Raw genomic sequence first — 17,403 nt, 5'->3', positions numbered from 1 at the left:
GTCCACTGTCGGAAGCCCGACAAAGGTGTGTCGGAGCAATCCGTCGGAATCCGACACGAAAGCCAATTCGTGAACCAAAACCGCTCTTTGAGCTGGCATAGCTCTTGCGGTTTGAACTGCGACATTCACCCAGCAACGGAGCCGTTCGATGTCCGCACCGGCAATTTCGCTTGAGAGCCTCAGCACGACATTCGATGACCAGTTGCTTGCCACCGTGAAAGCCGGTGGCTGCGCGTCTTCGTCCTGCGGCTCGTCGATAAAGCCGGACGACACGGATCCGGCTGTCTGGGACAAGATCAAGGATCACCCCTGCTTTTCAGAAGAGGCGCATCACTATTTCGCGCGCATGCACGTCGCGGTCGCGCCCGGCTGCAATATCCAGTGCAACTACTGCAATCGCAAATATAACTGCGCCAACGAAAGCCGGCCTGGGGTGGTCTCCGAAAAGCTGACGCCCGACCAGGCGCTACGCAAGGTGATCGCGGTCGCCAACGAGGTGCCGCAGCTTTCCGTGCTCGGCATCGCCGGACCTGGCGATGCCTGTTACGACTGGAAGAAGACGAAGGCAACGTTCGAACGAGTCGCCAGGGAAATCCCAGACATCAAGTTTTGCATCTCCACGAATGGGCTCGCGCTGCCGGACCATGTCGATGAGCTTGCCAACATGAATGTCGATCACGTGACGATCACCATCAACATGGTCGACCCTGAGGTCGGTGCAAAGATCTATCCTTGGATCTTTTACGACCATCGCCGCTACGTCGGCATCGAAGCCGCCCGGATCCTGCACGAGCGGCAGATGTTGGGTCTGGAGATGCTGACCGCGCGCGGCATCCTCACCAAAATCAATTCGGTGATGATCCCCGGCGTGAACGATGAACATCTGATCGAGGTGAATAGATGGGTCAAGGAGCGAGGCGCGTTCCTGCACAACCTCATGCCGCTGATTTCGGACCCGGCGCACGGCACGCACTACGGACTGAGCGGGCAACGCGGCCCAAACGCAATGGAGATGAAGGCTCTTCAGGATCGTGTCGAAGGCGGCGCCCAGTTGATGCGCCACTGCCGGCAGTGCCGGGCAGATGCCGTCGGCCTGCTCGGTGAGGATCGTGGCCAGGAATTCACAGTCGACCGAATTCCCGGCGAGGTCACCTACGATGCCAGCAATCGCAAGGCCTATCGGGAGCTGGTCGCGGAGGAGCGCCGTGATCACGTGGCGGCTAGGAGAGAAGCGATCGGAATGGTCAAGGCAGCGAGCCCAGGCAAGTCCCTTCTCTTCGCGGTGGCGACCAAGGGCGGTGGCCGCGTCAATGAACATTTCGGCCATGCGAAGGAATTCCAGGTTTATCAAGCCTCGCCGAGAGGGATCAGTTTTGTCGGGCATCGGAAGGTGGAGCAGTATTGCCTCGGCGGCTGGGGCGCAGAGGCCACCCTCGATGGCGTCATCGCAGCGCTTGAAGGCATAGATATCGTGCTGTGCGCCAAGATCGGAAACTGCCCGCAGGATCAGCTCGCCGACGCTGGAATCCAAGCCACCGACGCATATGCCCACGACTATATCGAGACCGCAATCAGCGCGATTTACGCGGCCGCGTCTGGGACCCCCGCACTCGCGGCGACGGCCTGAGCGCGTCTCATCCATTCGGACCAGGAGTTAAAATGGCTTTCAAGATCATCGCATCCCAATGCACCCAATGCGGCGCCTGCGAATTCGAGTGTCCCTCCGGCGCGATCAAGTTCAAAGGCGAGAGCTATGTGATCGAGCCGCAAAAGTGCACCGAATGCGAGGGGGTCTTCGATGCGCAGCAATGTGCCTCGGTATGCCCGGTGCCGAAGACCTGCGTTCCTGCGTGACGGACATTGGGCCGCCGACATGGTCGGGGATGCCTTCGCAGGACGCCTGGAACGCCTTTGTTCACAATCTGCAGCCTCAAGAGAAATCAGGGAACGGACATGTCGCTCGGACGCGAAGAGGAGGTCGAAATCCGCAGGCCTCCACGATTCATGCCGGGAGAGCGGGTACGTGCCACTCGCCACATAAAAAATGACGGCACCTATCCTGGCAGGGAGATCGGCGAAAATCTCGTGCGGAAGGGCGACGAGGGATATGTGCGCGACATTGGCACCTTTCTCCAGCAGTTCTTCATCTATGCGGTCGAATGGATCGACCGTGGCACAGTCGTCGGCATGCGAGCGCGTGAACTGATGAGCCTCGACAAAGCCGAGGTGCCCTGCAGTGCTGATAGCAATACCAATGAAGGGACGGCCAGATGAAAGTCATGATCCGCAGGACCGATGCTGGCTTGTCGGCGTATGTCCCGAAGAAGGACCTCGAAGAGCCGATCATCAAGCTCGAGAAGGAAGAGTTGTGGGGCGGAACTGTGACGCTCAGGAACGGGTGGCGGCTCCTCCTACCCGATCTTCCACGGGATACGCGTCTGCCGATCACCGTCGAGGCAAGGAAGATTTCCGAAGAGGACTGATGCTGCCCCTTGATAGGTGCGTCGCGAGGAACGAGCATGAACACGATCCTGACATCGGGCCACCTCGTCATCGTGCGGGACAGTTTTGCCGAAAAGCTGCATGACCTGGCGAAGGAAGCGCTCGCCGCCGATGAGGTGATCCCCTATCTCGGTCCGGGTCTTCTTGGGTTCAACTGTGCGGAACCGCCTGTGCCGCATACGCCCGAGGTCGTTGCCGCGGCACTCAATGCACGGGCGCCAGCCCCTTCCAGGATCCGCACCAATATGTGGTCGGTTGCGCAGTTCATCGAACAGCGCCGGCATCGCCGGACGCTTCAAGCTTGGATGACCGACATATTCGCAGCGCCGGTGGCGCCTACCCTCCTTTACGCCTGGCTCGCAAGGCTGCCGCTCTCCCTCATCGTCGACAGCTGGTACGACGGCGCGATGCGCACGGCTCTCGTAGAGACCGGCCGAACGGACGTCGTTGAGATACAAGGCGTCACGCGCGCGAACGAAATCGATAACATTTGGACGAAAACCTACGATTTGTCCGGGAGGGAACTCGACCCCCGATCGGGGGCAAAGACGGTTCTCTATACACCTCACGGGAGTATTAGGCCGGCGCAAAACTTTCTCGTCGCAGATTCGGACTATGTCGAAGTCCTGACCGAAATCGATATCCAGACACCGATCCCAGACGTGGTGAAGGAACGGCGCATCACCCGTGGATTTTTCTTCGTTGGCTGCCGCTTCAACGATCAGATGCTGCGCACCTACGCCAGGCAGATCATGAAGCGCTCCCGAGGTCCACATTGCGCGGTAATGGACGCGGAAACGCTGACCAGAAACGAAGCGCGTTTCCTTGCGGCAAGCGGAATCACGGTGATCGACATGCCAGTAAGTGAAGCCGCGGCTCGGCTTATAGGAACGCGCACTGCTGCAGGTGGTGGACAGGATTAACAATGGCGCGCCCCTTTGATGATTGGTCCTTCGGCTTGCCTCGAAGGCGCAAAATGCAGTCGGGAATACACCCGTGAGCAGTGATGCTATCGGCAGCGCAACGAACGCTCTGAATTCGTTGACCCATGTGGAAGCGGCGCGCTGGGGCCGGGATTTGAGTACGCTGTTGCGCATCACGCGTATGAATTTGCGGCATCCCTGGCAGGTCGCCTTCGCTATGGGCTCGACGATCATGGCGGCAATCCTCCAGTTGCTCATTCCCCAGCTTCTCGGCCGGGCTGTCGACCAGACCCAGACAGCCATGGGGGGCGGTGTCGCGGGGACCGCGGCAGGACAAGCGCTCTGGACCCCGGCTCTCCTGCTGCTCGCCGTCAGCGCGCTACGCGGCCTTTTCACGATGGCGCAGAACTATTTTGCCGAAGCCGTCGGGCATCATGTCGCGTACGAACTGCGGCTCGCCTACTACGACAAGATCCAGCGTCTCAGCTTTTCCTTTCACGACCGGGTCCATTCAGGCGATCTGATCACCATCGGAATGCTCGATCTCCAAGGCGTGCGGATGTATTTTTCCACCGCGCTCGTTCGCGTGCTCCTGCTCACCATGCTGATCGGGATCGGCGCCTACATGATGATCTCGACCGATCCCATGCTCGGCCTGGTCGCGCTGAGCTTCGTGCCTTTTGTCGCCTGGCGCTCATCGGCCACACAGCTTAGGCTGCGCGCCACCTGGCTCGACCTGCATGAGCGGCTTTCAGTACTAAGCCGCGTGATGGAGGAAAATCTCGCAGGCATCCGCGTGGTCCGCGCTTTTGCGGCTCAAGCCTATGAGATGCTGAAGTTCGACGGCGCTTCCAAGAACGCGCTCGACCTCGCCCACGACCGAGTTGACATCTACGTGCCCAGCACGTCGGCGATGACCTTGTCCTTCTTTTTCGCAATGGGATTGGTGCTCTGGATCGGTGGCAGCAAGCTCGTCGCTGGCGAGATAAGCGTCGGAACGGTGGCGACCTTCCTGACCTTCATGACAATCCTGCAAATGCCAGTCCGCCAGATCGGCCTCATGGTCAATGCCTTTGCCCGCGCTTCTAGCTGCGGTTCGCGGCTTTTCGGTCTCCTCGACCAGGAGATCACAATCAGGGATGCTCTCGAGGCCAGACCGCTCGAGATAAGCGACGGCACTCTGCGCTTCCACAATGTCTCGTTTGCGTACCCCAGCGCCGAAAACCGCGCCATTCTGAAGAACGTCAGCTTTGAGGCCCGTAGAGGCGAGACGATCGCGATCGTCGGTCCGCCGGGTTCGGGCAAATCAACGATAGCTCATCTGGTCCCCCGCTTTTATGACGTGACCGGTGGCGCCATCACGCTGGACGGCCAGGACATACGCAATGTCACCCTCGCGACGCTTCGCAAGGCGGTCGCCGTCGTACAGCAGGATGCATTCCTATTCACCACCACGATCGAGAACAACATCGCTTATGGCGATCCCTGGGCGAAGAGACAGCGAATCGAACGCGCTGGCGAATTCGCCCAGCTCCACAACTACATCCTCGGGCTCCCAGCGGGCTACGAGACGGTCGTGGGCGAACGCGGCGTCTCTCTCTCTGGCGGCCAGCGCCAGCGTCTCACGATCGCTCGCACCATGATGCTGCGCCCCTCCGTCGTCGTTTTCGACGACTCAACGGCCGCGATCGATGCCGGCACCGAGCAGCGCATCCGCGCGGCGATGCGTCGCTTCGCCAAGGATCGGGTGACGATCATCATCGCGCACCGGCTGAGTGCGCTTGTGCATGCCGATCAGATCCTTTTTGTCGATAACGGCGAAATCGTAGAACGCGGCACGCATCAAGAGCTTTTGGCGAAGCGGGGACGCTACAGGGCCCTTTACGATCTCCAGACGCGCCCCGGTGATGACAATATGACCCAGTGTGGGGGCGCCCGCTGATGGCGCAGGGCCGCGCCGGCGAAGTCGAAGCCGAACGTGACGACGGTAGACGCCCTCCGCGCGCGGTTGTCGGCTCGCACCGCATCGAGGAGGAGATGTTCGGCCGGGCTTTCGACAAGAGCATCCTCCGGCGCATCTGGGCTTTCGTCCGTCCCTATCGGGCCAGGGTAGTCATCACGATTGCAGCAATGCTGATCTTCACCGGGACGCAGCTTCTCATCCCGTTGATCATCCGCTACGCGCTCGACCAGGGCATGAACCCGGCAAGGACCGATCGCTCAGCCCAGCTCGCGGCCGTCGGCGCGTTCGTTTTGGCGATTTTGGTCAATTTCGCTGCCGGCTACATGCAGGAAACCGTGGTTGGGAAAGTGGCCGAAACTGTCCTGTTCGACATCCGCCGCGCCATGTTTGGCCATCTGCAGAAGGTTTCGCTCTCCTTCATGGACAAGACCGAGGTCGGACGCCTCATGTCGCGCCTGCAAGGCGACGTCAACTCCATACAGGAATTCCTCGAAACCTCGGTATATTCCGTAGGCGATGTTGCGCTTCTCTTCGGCATCGTTTTCGTAATGCTGTGGCTCGACTTCCGCCTCGGCCTCTTGACGCTCTCGGTTCTGCCGGTCCTGGTGATCGTCCGCATTGTCTGGCTGCCGCGTGCCCGCGACGCCTTCATGGCCGCACACGAGACTAATTCCGTCGTCAACGGCGCGCTGGCCGAAGCCATTCACGGCGTGCGCACCGTCCAGTCAATGGACCGCCAGCAGGTGAATTTCATCCTTTTTGACGACAAGGCCCATGCCAACCTCAGGACCCACCTGATCGCTGCCAAATATGCACTGGTCATGGTGCCTATCGTCGATGGCCTCACCGGCCTCGCCATGGCCGCCGTTATTGTGGTCGGCGGCTCGATGGTCATGAATGGCCGCATAGATGTGGGCGTATTGGTTGCCTACCTATTTTACATCCAGCGCTTCTTTGACCCGATCCGCTCACTCACCCTGCAATATTCGGTCATGCAGCGCGCCATGGCCTCAGGCAAGCGCCTGACCGATGTGCTCGACGTCAAGATCGATGTTCAGGACAAACCCAATGCCGAGGTGCTTTCGCCCGAAATGGACGGCTCGGTCGAGTTCAGGGACGTCACCTTCGGCTACAATCCGAACCGTTCGGTGCTGAAAAATGTCTCCTTCCGGGTCAATCCCGGCGAGACGGTCGCACTGGTCGGGCCGAGCGGTTCTGGCAAATCGAGCGCGATGGCCCTGGTCCACCGCTTCTATGATGTTCAGCAGGGCCAAGTGCTGGTCGGCGGACATGATGTGCGCGATCTCACCCAGGAATCGCTCGGCCGCCAGGTCGCCATGGTGCTGCAGGAGCCGTTCCTGTTCACCGGGACGGTCTTCGAGAACATTCGATACCACAAGACGGAAGCCACGCGCGACAAGGTGATCGAGGCCGCCAAGGCGGTCGGCGCCCACGACTTCATAATGAGCCTCGCCGACGGGTATGAGACCCAACTTGGCGAACGCGGCGACAACTTATCTCTCGGCCAGCGCCAGCTTATCAGTTTCGCCCGCGCCCTCGTCGCCGACGCCAAGATCCTCGTGCTCGACGAAGCTACCGCCAACATCGACAGCTACACGGAAATGCAGATTCAGAAGGCTCTGATAAAGCTGCTTGAAGGGCGCACTGGCCTCGTCATCGCCCACCGTCTTGCCACGATCCGGGGTGCCGACCGCATCATCGTGCTTCAGAATGGCCAAGTTATTGCGACTGGCAACCACGATCAGCTAATAGCCATGGGGGGCCTGTATTCCAAACTCTACAATCTCAACTACGCCTCCTTTGACGATATTCCAGAACACGATACGACCGTACAAGCCGGCTCCCAGACCTGACGTCTTGGCGGCCTTGTGGTACTGACATTGACTTCGGGCGTGCCGGCGGACACTCAGGCCGCCGCAGACGAGGAAGCAGGCAGCATTCATGCAAAGCACTCGAGCGGATCGTGAAGACCGGCTGCGAACGATTTCCTCCAGCGTCGTTATCCGACCGCGGTGCACGCCGCGACATCGGGCGAACTCGCTCCAGGTGGTGTCGCTCGGCGTAGCAAAGCCGCTCGCGAGCGCGCCCTCAACAGCGCCGTAGCGAGTGACGGCTTTGCTACCGCCGAGCCGCTGATGAAGCTGGATGCGGGAGCCGCCACCGGCGCCGCCCCGGTCGAGAAGAACCTCTTGCGGCGGGCTATGGGCAACGACTAGCGCGAGCGCGACGAGCAGATGCGTGCCGGCATCGTGACGCGCTCGGCCATCATCTCCTTAGGATCGTGCAGTCTCACACCGTGCCCAGATGCCGGCCAACGTACAAACCTGGTAATCTGTGCCGCCGGCTCGTCGTCAGTTTGGCCTCCCTCACGATTTCCCCAATCCCCACCACGTGCACGCTCGAGCAATGTGAGGGAGCGCTGTTACAACGATTTACCTTCGGATCAGACCGCGAATTTCATGGTCAGCCAAGTCGAGCCATGATTTCGGATTGAATGGTCGTCGCGGTGTATAGGGAAGCATCTAGCGGCAGATTCCCAAATGCCAGTTGACAAAGAAGGTAGTTAGCACCTGCCTCTTCCAACTGACTGAGCAGAGCTTCTCGCACAGACGCTGCTGATCCTACCACGCACAATTCACTCTCGACTGCCGCATCGAAGGTCAGCGGCAGGTTGGGTGGAGTGGGGATAGCGTTAAGCTCGTAAAGGAATTGGAAGCTCTTGAGCCATCGATCGTAAGCAGGTGCCGCGATCGAATACGCGTCTGTTTCAGAACGCCCAATCACCACCATGCGGAGCAATCCAATAAATAGCGCTCGATCGCCCGTGTCAGTGTTGTCCTCTCCATAGGCGCGGAAGGCATCTGTAGTTTTGCGAACAGAAGAGGAAGGCCCTACACACGCGATGTTTGCTCCATTCGCAGCGGCCCAGGCTGCGGACTCGGGTCGATTGGCGGCGACCCATGTCGGCGGATGTGGACGCTGATGAGGTCTTAGCGTCAAAGGAACGTCATTGAGCTCAAAATGGCGGCCTTGATAGCACAGCGTGCCAACCTTCATGGCATTAACAAGTATTTCAACAAGAATTTCGCTGGCTTCCGCATAGCGGCCCGGCACCGCGTCCGCACCAATCCCGAAGTAACCCAATTCGATCGGGAGAGCACCGCGCCCTATGCCTAGTTCGAGCCTGCCACCGCTCAACTGGTCCAGCATACAGATCTCTTCGAACGCACGCAGCGGATGATAAAGCGCAAGCAGCATCACCAAGGGTCCGAGACGCAGGCGCCGGGTGCGCTGGGCGACGCTCGACAAGAACAGATTCGGCGATGGACCTCTCCCATGGGGGGTACAGTGGTGCTCTGCGAGATGATAGGCATAGAACCCTAGCTGATCGCACGCTTCTGCTAATATCAGGCGGTCTTCGTACTGCCGGGCGATATCGCGGCCGTCCTCGTCCAGATGATCGAAGATGCCGAAGGCTAGGTTTGAAGGAAAGACGTTTGTCACTCGATATTGTCCCCGATTTTAAAGCAGGCTGTTCTCTTGCTGGGATGACCAAGCAAGCCGAAAGATAGCAGTGTGTGATCTCGGATTAGCGTCAGCGTACCGAACAAGCAGAGCCTGACGCTCCCCTGCCCGTGGTGCTTGGTATCTTTAAGCTTCCAACTATATCGCGAGCGGCAGCAAGAAATGCATCCAATTGCTCTTTTGTGCCGATGCTGACGCGGATGCAATGTTCCAAACCATTGTCCGGAAAGTAGGCAACGAGTATCTTTTGCCTTTCCAAGGCTGCTTGCCACCATGAGCCGTCCTGTCCCGCTGGCACACGGGCTAGCAAGAAATTTGCGTGGGAGGGCGTTACGGAAAATCCAAGTTGCGACAGTGCGGCTGTCACTCGCTGTCGTTCATGTCTGATGTGCTTGTGGTTCTCTGCGTAGGCGCCGCGATGCGCAAGCACGCTGATACCAACCGCATGCCCGATCACGTTCATGTTGAAGACGTTCTGGATGTTGCGCAGCCTGCCAATAATCTCAGGGTGACCGAAACCGAAACCGACGCGAATGCCGGCGGCGGCATAGCTCTTCGAAAATGTTCTCAAGATCAGAAGGTTCGAATAACGGTTGATGAGGCGCAGCCCGTGATCGGGTGCAAAGTCGACGTAGGCCTCATCAAGGACGACCAGGCGATCCGATTGTGCCACGAGGCGTTCGATATTGCTTATCGAGAGGAATGTTCCGGTCGGATTGTTGGGATTGGCCACCAGAATGAACTTGGCGTCTTTTGCCGGACTGGAAAGCAATTGCTCCATTGGCAGCGAATGAGTTTGACATCCGATCTCGAGAAACTCAGCACCATGCAACATGGCAAGTTTGCGGTTGAACGAAAACCCTGGCGATATCATCGCCACCTTGTCGCCAGGGGCGAGGAAAGCTCTGTAGATGAGTCCGAGCAGTTCAGACGACCCGTTGCCTGCGATGACCTGATCCGTGGATACGCCATAGGTATTGGACGCTGCTTCCCTCAAGCTGATGTTATCGTCGTCCGGATACAGATACTGGCGATTGAGGGCCGCCACTGCACTTTGCATTATGATTGGCGGCAACGGAAACGGGTTCTCATTCGTATTCAGCTTGACAAAACTTTTGTCCGGCGCTGGTCCGTTGGACGGCAGAGCATCTAACTGTCGCGTCCCTTGCGGAAGAGACGAAAGCACAGCTTGCAGTTTTGCATCGGACATATTTTATCTCCGTTTCAGTCGCACAGGGGCATCCGTATGAGCTCGCAACGAGAGCAACATGGCGGACGGATTGACGATGGCAGCGTCGCCTTTCACAAGATGGTCGCAACGCCGGCTGCCACGGGAATTCGGCCAGGCTGTCCTCGGTCGGATCGACTTGGCGCGGACGCGGATCTGCATCCCTGCGCGGGCCAAGCCGCTAAGCGGTCTCAGCTAATCCGCCTGAGTCATGCTTTCACAGACGCTTGACCTCGATGCCGTATTTCCTCAGCACGTAGCCAATCTGGCGCGGGGTCAGTCCAAGCAGGCGCGCCGCCTTTGCCTGCACCCAGCCACATCTTTCCATGGCAGCAATGACGCGCTCGGCGTCGGTGGTCCTCGCGCCCAATGAGTGGGTTGCTCCAGCAGGCGGGACTGTGGTGGCGGCCGAACGAGCGGCCGCATCCGGCGGCGTGGCCGGATTCACTGCCTCTGGGAGGATTGGCGCTGGTTGCAGCGCGGCCTTGCCCGATCTGCTCTTCCGCAGCGCCTCGGCAAAGCATTGGTCGTGGGAGCACGCAAAGTCGTTTCTTCCGATTGATAGTCCCTCCGCCAGGATCGCTGTCCGGTGCACGCAATTTTCAAGCTCGCGAATGTTGCCGGGAAATTCACATTTCATCAGTACTTCAATCGCACGCGGATCGAAGGTCAGCGTACGGCCGTTCTCATCGTTGAAATTCTTGAGAAACTCAGCTGCGAGGAGCGGAATATCGCTGCGCCTTTGGCGTAACGCCGGCACCAGCAAGGGAACCACGTTGATGCGATAATATAGGTCGGCGCGGAACTCATTCCTTGCAACCGCCTCTTCAAGGTTCCTGTTCGTGGCGGCAATCACGCGAACGTCGACCTTGATGGTCTGGTTGCTGCCGACGCGCTCAAACTCCTGCTCCTGCAGCACGCGCAGTAGCTTTGCCTGGAAGGAGGCCGAGATCTCGCCGATCTCATCCAGAAACAACGTCCCCTTGTCGGCGAGCTCAAAGCGACCCTTGCGGGAATTGAACGCGCTTGTGAAGGCACCCTTCTCATGACCGAACAATTCGGATTCCAGGACTGTCTCTGGCAGCGCTGCACAATTGAGTTTGATGAAGGGCCGCTTGGCGCGCGGCGACAACTCGTGAATTGCCTTGGCGACCAGCTCCTTCCCGGTACCGGATTCGCCTCGCAACAGAACCGTGGTCTTTGCCTTAGCTACCACTGCGATCTTCTCGAGCAGCGCGCTTAGCGCCGGACTATCGCCAATCATCCCCTTGACGTGAACCTTCTTGCGCTGCGGTGCAGGGTGCTTGAAATCAGAGAATTGCGTTTGCAGCCGATCTTCCACCTCTGTCGGTCGTTCGCGGTCGCCCGCGGAGAAGCGGTGCAACTTGACTGTCTGTCCCACCATGTTGGCGATCATGGTGAGCAGCCGGACATCATAATCGAGCCGATACGTTGACCTGCTGTCCAAGGCGCGGTCGATAGTCAGCGTGCCTACGGCGTTCCCATCAACACGAATGGGAACGCCGATGAAGGACACGGGGTCGGAGGCCCCAAGCACCTCTATGTCAGCGGCAGTGAAGGCCGAATGCACCGCTATGTTCTCGGCGACGAGCGGCGTGTCCGTCGTCACAATCCGATCGATTGCCTTGCGCGGCAGACGCATCCGGGAGCGCTCATCGCTGTTCTCGTCGCAGCCGGTGACTACGGTGATGTCCAGTATGCCCTCAGCGTCGAAGAGAGCGATGATGCCGTGCCGCATCTGCACAAACGAGGGCAGGAGATCGACGACCTTGGCCAACGTGACTTCGAGCCGGGCGGGGTCGGTGAGTACTTTCGATATTTCGAAGATGCCGGTAAGCGCGTGCTCGTGCGATGGCACAAAAGGGACCGCGGTGTTCGTCTCGGACTTTGGGTAAGCCCTTTTCGCATCCGGAAGCGAAATGCGGCACTCGCTGGCATTTTGTTCTGATTTGGGAATGTTGTGGTGCATATGATCCTCGATCTCGCGCCATGAAATGCATGCCGGCGGCATGTGCGCCCGCGACGTCGCGGGCAAGCGCGAAAATGCTCTGACGTGAACTCGTGCCACCGCCGTGTGGTCGAGTGCAAAGCGGGTCGACCCCTGACGCATCGCTTGGCTCTCCCTCCACGAAGCTTGGCCACGTTCTCGGCTTGCACGGGGGCAACCACACGTTGATTTTCAAAAGACTGGAGCGAGGCGGGATAGTCAATCGAGCTTTCTTTCATTCGTGAAAGGAAACCTCGCGGCCTATGATAGAATTCATCAGTTCTAATTTTTGTCGGCGATGTTGAACGACAGAAATACGGCGCCGGCGATGCGGTGCCCGAGCGGCTGACCGCGCCGAGTTGCCGGGCCGTGCCAGTCACCAGCGCCTGCGAACCAGGGGCGGGAGCGATAATCACTGCCGACGACACTGGTCGGTCGCGGCAACCGCCATTTCCTCGATATTGATGACGCAGATAAGGCGGCGGCGTCGCGTGTGAAGGCGCGAAGGTGGCGGTCGAGCGCGGCTTTCTCGGCGGTGCTCGGAACTTCTGAACCGCATCGTCGCGGTCAGCACCAGCGGCGTCAATCCCTACGTCTCGACGTCGCTTTCAAGCTGTCGCTGCAGCGGGAGCGCGGCAAAGAACACGGCAATTCTGCGCCTTGGTGCCAGCGATGCGGCCCTTCCCAAAGTCGGCAAACCGAGGAGCCCGCACGATGTGCAGCAAAACCGCAAGCCAGAGAGATCGACCGGCAATCTGCCGGAGAACATCAAGCGCGTGCTGGACGGCGGCCTTGTCATTCCCGTCTTGTGCCACCGCATTCATCCCATCATTGGCGAGCCCAACGTCAGTTCAGGTCATGCGGATCCATTTGGCATGGGTATTGCGGCGGTGTTGGTGCAGCGTTCGACCGGAGCGCCGCGATAGGGAGAAGCCCGGGAGAAGTCACGCCACCTCGATCCGGTCAGGGAGAGAGAAACAGTGTCAGCTGCACAAGTCCGCGGCGCGAGTCCCGCGCCCCGCAAACCCTTCTATGCCAAGCTTTACGCGCAGGTGCTTGCCGCCATCGCCCTAGGCGTCGCAATTGGCTATTTCTATCCGGGGACCGGCGAGAGCCTGAAGCCGCTGGGTGATGCCTTCATCAAGCTGGTCAAGATGATCATCGCGCCTGTCATCTTCCTGACAATTGCGACCGGCATTGCCGGCATGAACGATCTTCACAAGGTCGGCCGGGTCGCCGGCAAGGCAATGGTCTATTTCCTCACCTTCTCGACGCTGGCGCTGATCGTCGGCCTCATCGTCGCCAATGTCGTCCAGCCTGGCGCCGGCCTCAACATCGATCCGGCCTCGCTCGATGTCCAGGCCGTGAATACCTATGCCGCAAAGGCCCACGAGCAGTCGGTCACCGGCTTCCTGATGAACATCATCCCGCCAACGATTGTCGGTGCCTTCGCGGAAGGCGACATCCTGCAGGTGCTGTTCTTCTCGGTTCTGTTCGGCATGGCGCTCGCGATGGCCGGAGAGACGGGCAAGCCTGTCGTTTCCTTCCTTCAGGCGCTCATCGCGCCTGTCTTCAAGCTCGTCGGCATTCTGATGAAAGCCGCGCCGATCGGCGCTTTCGGCGCAATGGCCTTCACCATCGGCAGATATGGCATCGGTTCGGTCGTCAACCTCGCGATGCTGGTCGCGACGTTCTATTTCACCGCCTTCCTCTTCGTGTTCGGGGTTCTCGGCGCGGTCTGCCGCTACAACGGCTTTTCGATCTGTTCTCTCATTCGCTACATCAAGGAAGAGCTGCTGCTTGTCCTCGCAACGTCCTCCTCGGAGGCCGCGCTCCCCTCGCTCATGCAGAAGATGGAGAAGGCGGGCGCCAGGCGTTCGGTTGTGGGTCTCGTCATCCCGGCCGGATATTCGTTCAATCTGGACGGCACGAATATCTACATGACCCTGGCGGCCCTCTTCATCGCGCAGGCGACGAACACGGATCTGTCAATCGGCGATCAGGTGCTGCTGCTGCTCGTTGCGATGCTTTCCTCCAAGGGCGCTGCAGGTGTAACAGGTGCGGGCTTCATCACCCTGGCTGCTACGCTCGCCGTAGTTCCGAGTGTTCCCGTTGCTGGGATGGCACTGATACTCGGCATCGACCGCTTCATGTCCGAATGCCGGGCGCTGACGAATTGCGTCGGCAACGCAGTGGCATCCCTCGTCGTTGCCCGCTGGGAAGGAGAATTGGACCGAGCGCAGATGAAAGCCGCCTTCTCCGGTCATCAGCTTGCCGAGGCATCAAACCGGCTATCCTCCGCCGAGTAAGGGCGACGCACCGCGACCGGTTTCGCCAAGCTGGTCACATGACCTGAACGATCGACTCGCAGGCTCTAAACGGCGCCTCACGGACCATGTATCAGAAGCGCTAAATGTGTGAGTGCAAATCGTCGCCGCCCTAAGCGAATGAACCTTCCGTTATACCCGGCCGGTCTACGTCTGGAGTAGTCCAATACGCTGTCGATCATTCAGTATGCGGGCGTCTTCACTTTGCCCACCCGAAACCATTGTCGAATCGCGCTAGGTGACAGAGAGCCAGCCTGCGTCAAAACCAATCAGAATAGGACCCATGACCAAGCGCCCCACAATTGCCGATCTCGCCCGCGAAGCCCGAGTCAGCGTAGCAACGGTCGATCGGGTTCTGAACGCCCGCCATCCGGTGCGCGAGGAGACCGCGCGGCGGGTCCACGACGCCGCCCACGCGATCGGCTATCATGCTGCCGGGCTCATCAAGCAGCGCTTGCGGCGAGACCTACCGTGCTACCGTCTGGGCTTCATCTTGAGAAAACCGGCCCAGCATTTCTACCAAGACTTTGCGCGCGAGGTCGAAGCGTCGGTCAATTTGGCCCAGTCCTTCCACGGCATTCCGCTCATCCAATTCGCCCCGTCACATATGCCGAGCGACCTAATCGCACCGCTCAAGGATTTGGGCGCACGCTGCCATGCGATCGCGATGGTGGCACCGGACCACCCAAAGATTACAGCAGCGGTTGAGGACCTCAAGGCCAAAGGCATTCCGGTTTTCTCGCTGCTTTCCGACTTCGCCGCCGGCGTGCGACAGGGCTATATCGGCCTCAACAACCGCAAGGTGGGGCGCACGGCCGCTTGGATGGTGTCCAAGGTCGCAAAACGGCCCGGCAAGGTGGCGGTGTTTGTCGGTAGCCATCGTTTCCAGGGGCACGAGCTCCGTGACGTCGGCTTTCGCTCCTATTGCCGTGAGAACGCGCCGACGTTCGAGGTGCTCGATCCGCTTGTGAACCTGGAGAAACGGCAGGTCACCTACGAGGCAACGCTTGATCTCATGCAGCGGGAACCCGAGCTCGTCGGCTTCTATGTCGCCGGGGGCGGCATGGAGGGCGCCATCTCCGCGGTCCGGGAAGAGGGCAAAAGTCGCGATCTCGTCGCGATCGTGAATGAAATCACGCCGGAATCTCGGGCGGCACTCGCAGATAACATCATCACGATGGCGGTCGCCACGCCAATGCGCCGGCTTTCCCAGGAGCTGATAACGCTGATGACGCGGGCTATCGAGACCGGCACTGCTGAAACACCAGGACAGACATTTCTGCCCTTCGACATTCATCTGCCGGAAAATATATGAAACTGATGGCTTCTATCGTAAGCGGGGAAGTTTCCTTTCATAAATGAGAGAAAGTTGATTGATGATCCCATCCACGCGGGGTAGCCGCACCCCACAGGCCTCAGCCGCGGCCCAGGATGAAGCGCCAATTGGGTGAACGGATCGGCCACGCGTTCAGGCGGAAGCGCGAGGTAAATTGCCTACATCCGCAGCGTCAATCGCGACCGGCTTCATTGCCAACATCTCGACGTTGTCGGTGCAGGGCGGTGTCGTCAAGGATGCCTTACGCCAGTAGCCGAGCGAGGCCGGCACAGTCCATTGGGATTGACCTCGTCGACCGGCATCTCCTCGCCTGGCCGCGCGTGAAAAGCCACGGCAAGGCCGGCAAAGTTGGCATTTGAGTGGGGCTAGACATCTTCTGGGACTTCGCACGCGAAATCGGAGGCGGCAGTCAACTCAGCACCAACCCGGGCATGTGTTCTGCTCGTTCCTGGCCCTCGTACTCCAAGGAACTGCGCCGCTCTGCCGAGCCAAAGGCCTGACGCCCGAATGGCAACCGCTCCTACGCGATCGCGACCGCCTCCAGGAAGCCCGAGACGCTCAATAGCTTTCAAGCAAAGGCGCCAGGCGAGATGCCTCCTGCAACATCATTTCCCGCATCCACAGGCTTGCCGGATCAGTATTGTGAAGTGCGGGCCATTGGACGGCCTCCGTGAATGCGGGATGAGGAAGTGGCGGCGGAAGTCCGACAATCCGCAGGGGTGTTGTTTTTGCGAAATGCTGCGCCAGCCGTAAGGGCATGGTCCCGATGCGGTTGGTGCCTGATATGACGGGCGCGATCAGGCTAAAGCCCTGTACGACGACCTCGATACGTCTCTCGAAACCGTGCTCGAGCAAATACCACTCCTCCATGGTGGGCTGCCGGGTGTGCCTGAATTTGAGCACGACATGCCCCATCGACAAGTATCGCTCGAATGTAAGTGGCTCTGACAGCTGCTTGTTCGTGCCGCAGCCTACGCATACGAGCATATCTTCGAACAGGGCTGCGCGAGGATGTTTCGACATGAACACTTCCGGCATAATCAGAAAATCAACGTCGCCGCGCCGGAGAAGCTCCTCGGGGTCGTCGCAAATAGGCAGACATTCGAAGCGGACGGCGGGAGCTTCCCGCGCAGTACGCTCTACGATCCTCTTAAAAAGCACGAGCGTGAGGTAATCGGAAAGCATGATTCGGAAGAGACGATCCGATTGGGCTGGGTTAAAGGCGTCGGAGGAAATAATCGATAGCTGGATGTGCAGCAATGCGTCCCGGACTGCTGGGGCAAGCCCCTCCGCGCGCGGTGTCAAAATGAGCTCGCGGCCGTTCATCGTAAATAGCTCATTGCTGAAGTAGGCGCGTAACCGAGCGACGGCGGCGCTCATGGCCGGCTGGCTCAGGTTAATACTGTTGGCCGCGGCAGTGACTTTACGCTCCCTGATCAGAGCGTCCAGCACAACGAGGAGATTCAAATCCAGCCCCTTAAACCGCATATCCTGATCTATCCAGCGCGTGGATGGGCATCATCTAAACAATCAATTTTACGAATTTACGAACCATGCATTAGAGGAACGT

At 59.3% G+C, this 17,403-nt stretch carries 15 protein-coding genes; 11 read left to right on the top strand and 4 right to left on the bottom strand.

The annotated features are described in order from the left end of the window. The first annotated feature begins 148 nt into the window (after window positions 1-148). From nifB to NKH21_RS17230, 8 genes are all read left to right on the top strand, one after another. Window positions 149-1,627: a nitrogenase cofactor biosynthesis protein NifB gene (gene nifB / locus NKH21_RS17265; RefSeq protein WP_352753922.1), complete on the top strand. Its 1,479-nt coding sequence runs from the start codon at window positions 149-151 to the stop codon at window positions 1,625-1,627. Between the two features lie 32 nt (window positions 1,628-1,659). Next, window positions 1,660-1,854 (top strand): 4Fe-4S dicluster domain-containing protein, encoded by a 195-nt coding sequence (locus NKH21_RS32820; RefSeq protein WP_023678248.1) that lies wholly within the window; start codon window positions 1,660-1,662, stop codon window positions 1,852-1,854. 99 nt (window positions 1,855-1,953) lie between these two features. Further along, the gene (locus NKH21_RS17255; RefSeq protein WP_352450751.1) at window positions 1,954-2,274 is read left to right on the top strand and encodes a nitrogen fixation protein NifZ; all 321 of its coding nucleotides are present in this window, start codon (window positions 1,954-1,956) and stop codon (window positions 2,272-2,274) included. Then, window positions 2,271-2,483: a putative nitrogen fixation protein NifT gene (gene nifT / locus NKH21_RS17250; RefSeq protein ID WP_352506796.1), complete on the top strand. Its 213-nt coding sequence runs from the start codon at window positions 2,271-2,273 to the stop codon at window positions 2,481-2,483. Before NKH21_RS17255 ends, nifT begins: the two co-directional genes overlap by 4 nt. Before the next feature lie 36 nt (window positions 2,484-2,519). Further along, window positions 2,520-3,425, top strand: a complete 906-nt coding sequence (locus NKH21_RS17245) for an SIR2 family NAD-dependent protein deacylase (RefSeq protein ID WP_352866335.1) — start codon at window positions 2,520-2,522, stop codon at window positions 3,423-3,425. Window positions 3,426-3,498: 73 nt separating this feature from the next. Further along, window positions 3,499-5,367, top strand: a complete 1,869-nt coding sequence (locus tag NKH21_RS17240) for an ABC transporter ATP-binding protein (protein ID WP_352866332.1) — start codon at window positions 3,499-3,501, stop codon at window positions 5,365-5,367. Then, window positions 5,367-7,262 (top strand): ABC transporter ATP-binding protein, encoded by a 1,896-nt coding sequence (locus tag NKH21_RS17235; protein ID WP_352720351.1) that lies wholly within the window; start codon window positions 5,367-5,369, stop codon window positions 7,260-7,262. The genes NKH21_RS17240 and NKH21_RS17235 overlap by 1 nt, the downstream gene beginning before the upstream one ends. Before the next feature lie 159 nt (window positions 7,263-7,421). Next, on the top strand, window positions 7,422-7,625 hold the full coding sequence (locus tag NKH21_RS17230) for a hypothetical protein (protein WP_352457028.1): 204 nt from the start codon (window positions 7,422-7,424) through the stop codon (window positions 7,623-7,625). A gap of 247 nt (window positions 7,626-7,872) precedes the next feature. Here NKH21_RS17230 and NKH21_RS17225 read toward each other — a convergent pair whose 3' ends face one another. The 3 genes from NKH21_RS17225 to nifA all read right to left on the bottom strand — a co-directional run bounded on the left by NKH21_RS17225 (window position 7,873) and on the right by nifA (window position 12,152). Beyond that, window positions 7,873-8,913, bottom strand: coding sequence for an LLM class flavin-dependent oxidoreductase (locus NKH21_RS17225; RefSeq protein ID WP_352866328.1), 1,041 nt, complete (start codon window positions 8,911-8,913; stop codon window positions 7,873-7,875). Between the two features lie 91 nt (window positions 8,914-9,004). Beyond that, window positions 9,005-10,144 carry a histidinol-phosphate transaminase gene (gene hisC / locus NKH21_RS17220; protein ID WP_352866325.1) on the bottom strand — a complete coding sequence of 380 codons (1,140 nt, stop codon included), beginning with the start codon at window positions 10,142-10,144 and terminating at the stop codon, window positions 9,005-9,007. Between the two features lie 235 nt (window positions 10,145-10,379). Further along, the gene (gene nifA / locus NKH21_RS17215; RefSeq protein ID WP_352866453.1) at window positions 10,380-12,152 is read right to left on the bottom strand and encodes a nif-specific transcriptional activator NifA; all 1,773 of its coding nucleotides are present in this window, start codon (window positions 12,150-12,152) and stop codon (window positions 10,380-10,382) included. Window positions 12,153-12,886: 734 nt separating this feature from the next. Between nifA and NKH21_RS17210 the strand changes: the two genes are divergently transcribed. From NKH21_RS17210 to NKH21_RS17200, 3 genes are all read left to right on the top strand, one after another. Continuing rightward, window positions 12,887-13,096, top strand: coding sequence for a hypothetical protein (locus NKH21_RS17210; RefSeq protein WP_352866322.1), 210 nt, complete (start codon window positions 12,887-12,889; stop codon window positions 13,094-13,096). Between the two features lie 54 nt (window positions 13,097-13,150). Then, window positions 13,151-14,479: a dicarboxylate/amino acid:cation symporter gene (locus NKH21_RS17205; protein ID WP_352591359.1), complete on the top strand. Its 1,329-nt coding sequence runs from the start codon at window positions 13,151-13,153 to the stop codon at window positions 14,477-14,479. Window positions 14,480-14,780: 301 nt separating this feature from the next. Then, window positions 14,781-15,812, top strand: a complete 1,032-nt coding sequence (locus tag NKH21_RS17200; RefSeq protein ID WP_023678260.1) for a LacI family DNA-binding transcriptional regulator — start codon at window positions 14,781-14,783, stop codon at window positions 15,810-15,812. 579 nt (window positions 15,813-16,391) lie between these two features. Here the strand turns inward: NKH21_RS17200 and NKH21_RS17195 are convergent. Further along, the gene (locus NKH21_RS17195) at window positions 16,392-17,321 is read right to left on the bottom strand and encodes a LysR family transcriptional regulator (protein ID WP_352506788.1); all 930 of its coding nucleotides are present in this window, start codon (window positions 17,319-17,321) and stop codon (window positions 16,392-16,394) included. Between the last annotated feature and the right edge of the window lie 82 nt (window positions 17,322-17,403).

This window comes from Mesorhizobium sp. M1329, from assembly GCF_040318035.1.
GTDB lineage: Bacteria > Pseudomonadota > Alphaproteobacteria > Rhizobiales > Rhizobiaceae > Mesorhizobium.
Note: the sequence above shows the minus strand (reverse complement) of the source record. Positions and strands in the feature narration are given on the sequence as shown.

What these genes read in the sequence shown, in the direction of transcription:
- nifB (WP_352753922.1), top strand. Translation starts at nt 149, where the DNA reads ATGTCCGCACCGGCAATTTCGCTTGAGAGCCTCAGCACGACATTCGAT.
- NKH21_RS32820 (WP_023678248.1), top strand. Translation starts at nt 1,660, where the DNA reads ATGGCTTTCAAGATCATCGCATCCCAATGCACCCAATGCGGCGCCTGC.
- NKH21_RS17255 (WP_352450751.1), top strand. Translation starts at nt 1,954, where the DNA reads ATGTCGCTCGGACGCGAAGAGGAGGTCGAAATCCGCAGGCCTCCACGA.
- nifT (WP_352506796.1), top strand. Translation starts at nt 2,271, where the DNA reads ATGAAAGTCATGATCCGCAGGACCGATGCTGGCTTGTCGGCGTATGTC.
- NKH21_RS17245 (WP_352866335.1), top strand. Translation starts at nt 2,520, where the DNA reads ATGAACACGATCCTGACATCGGGCCACCTCGTCATCGTGCGGGACAGT.
- NKH21_RS17235 (WP_352720351.1), top strand. Translation starts at nt 5,367, where the DNA reads ATGGCGCAGGGCCGCGCCGGCGAAGTCGAAGCCGAACGTGACGACGGT.
- hisC (WP_352866325.1), bottom strand. Translation starts at nt 10,144, where the DNA reads ATGTCCGATGCAAAACTGCAAGCTGTGCTTTCGTCTCTTCCGCAAGGG.
- nifA (WP_352866453.1), bottom strand. Translation starts at nt 12,152, where the DNA reads ATGCACCACAACATTCCCAAATCAGAACAAAATGCCAGCGAGTGCCGC.
- NKH21_RS17200 (WP_023678260.1), top strand. Translation starts at nt 14,781, where the DNA reads ATGACCAAGCGCCCCACAATTGCCGATCTCGCCCGCGAAGCCCGAGTC.
- NKH21_RS17195 (WP_352506788.1), bottom strand. Translation starts at nt 17,321, where the DNA reads ATGCGGTTTAAGGGGCTGGATTTGAATCTCCTCGTTGTGCTGGACGCT.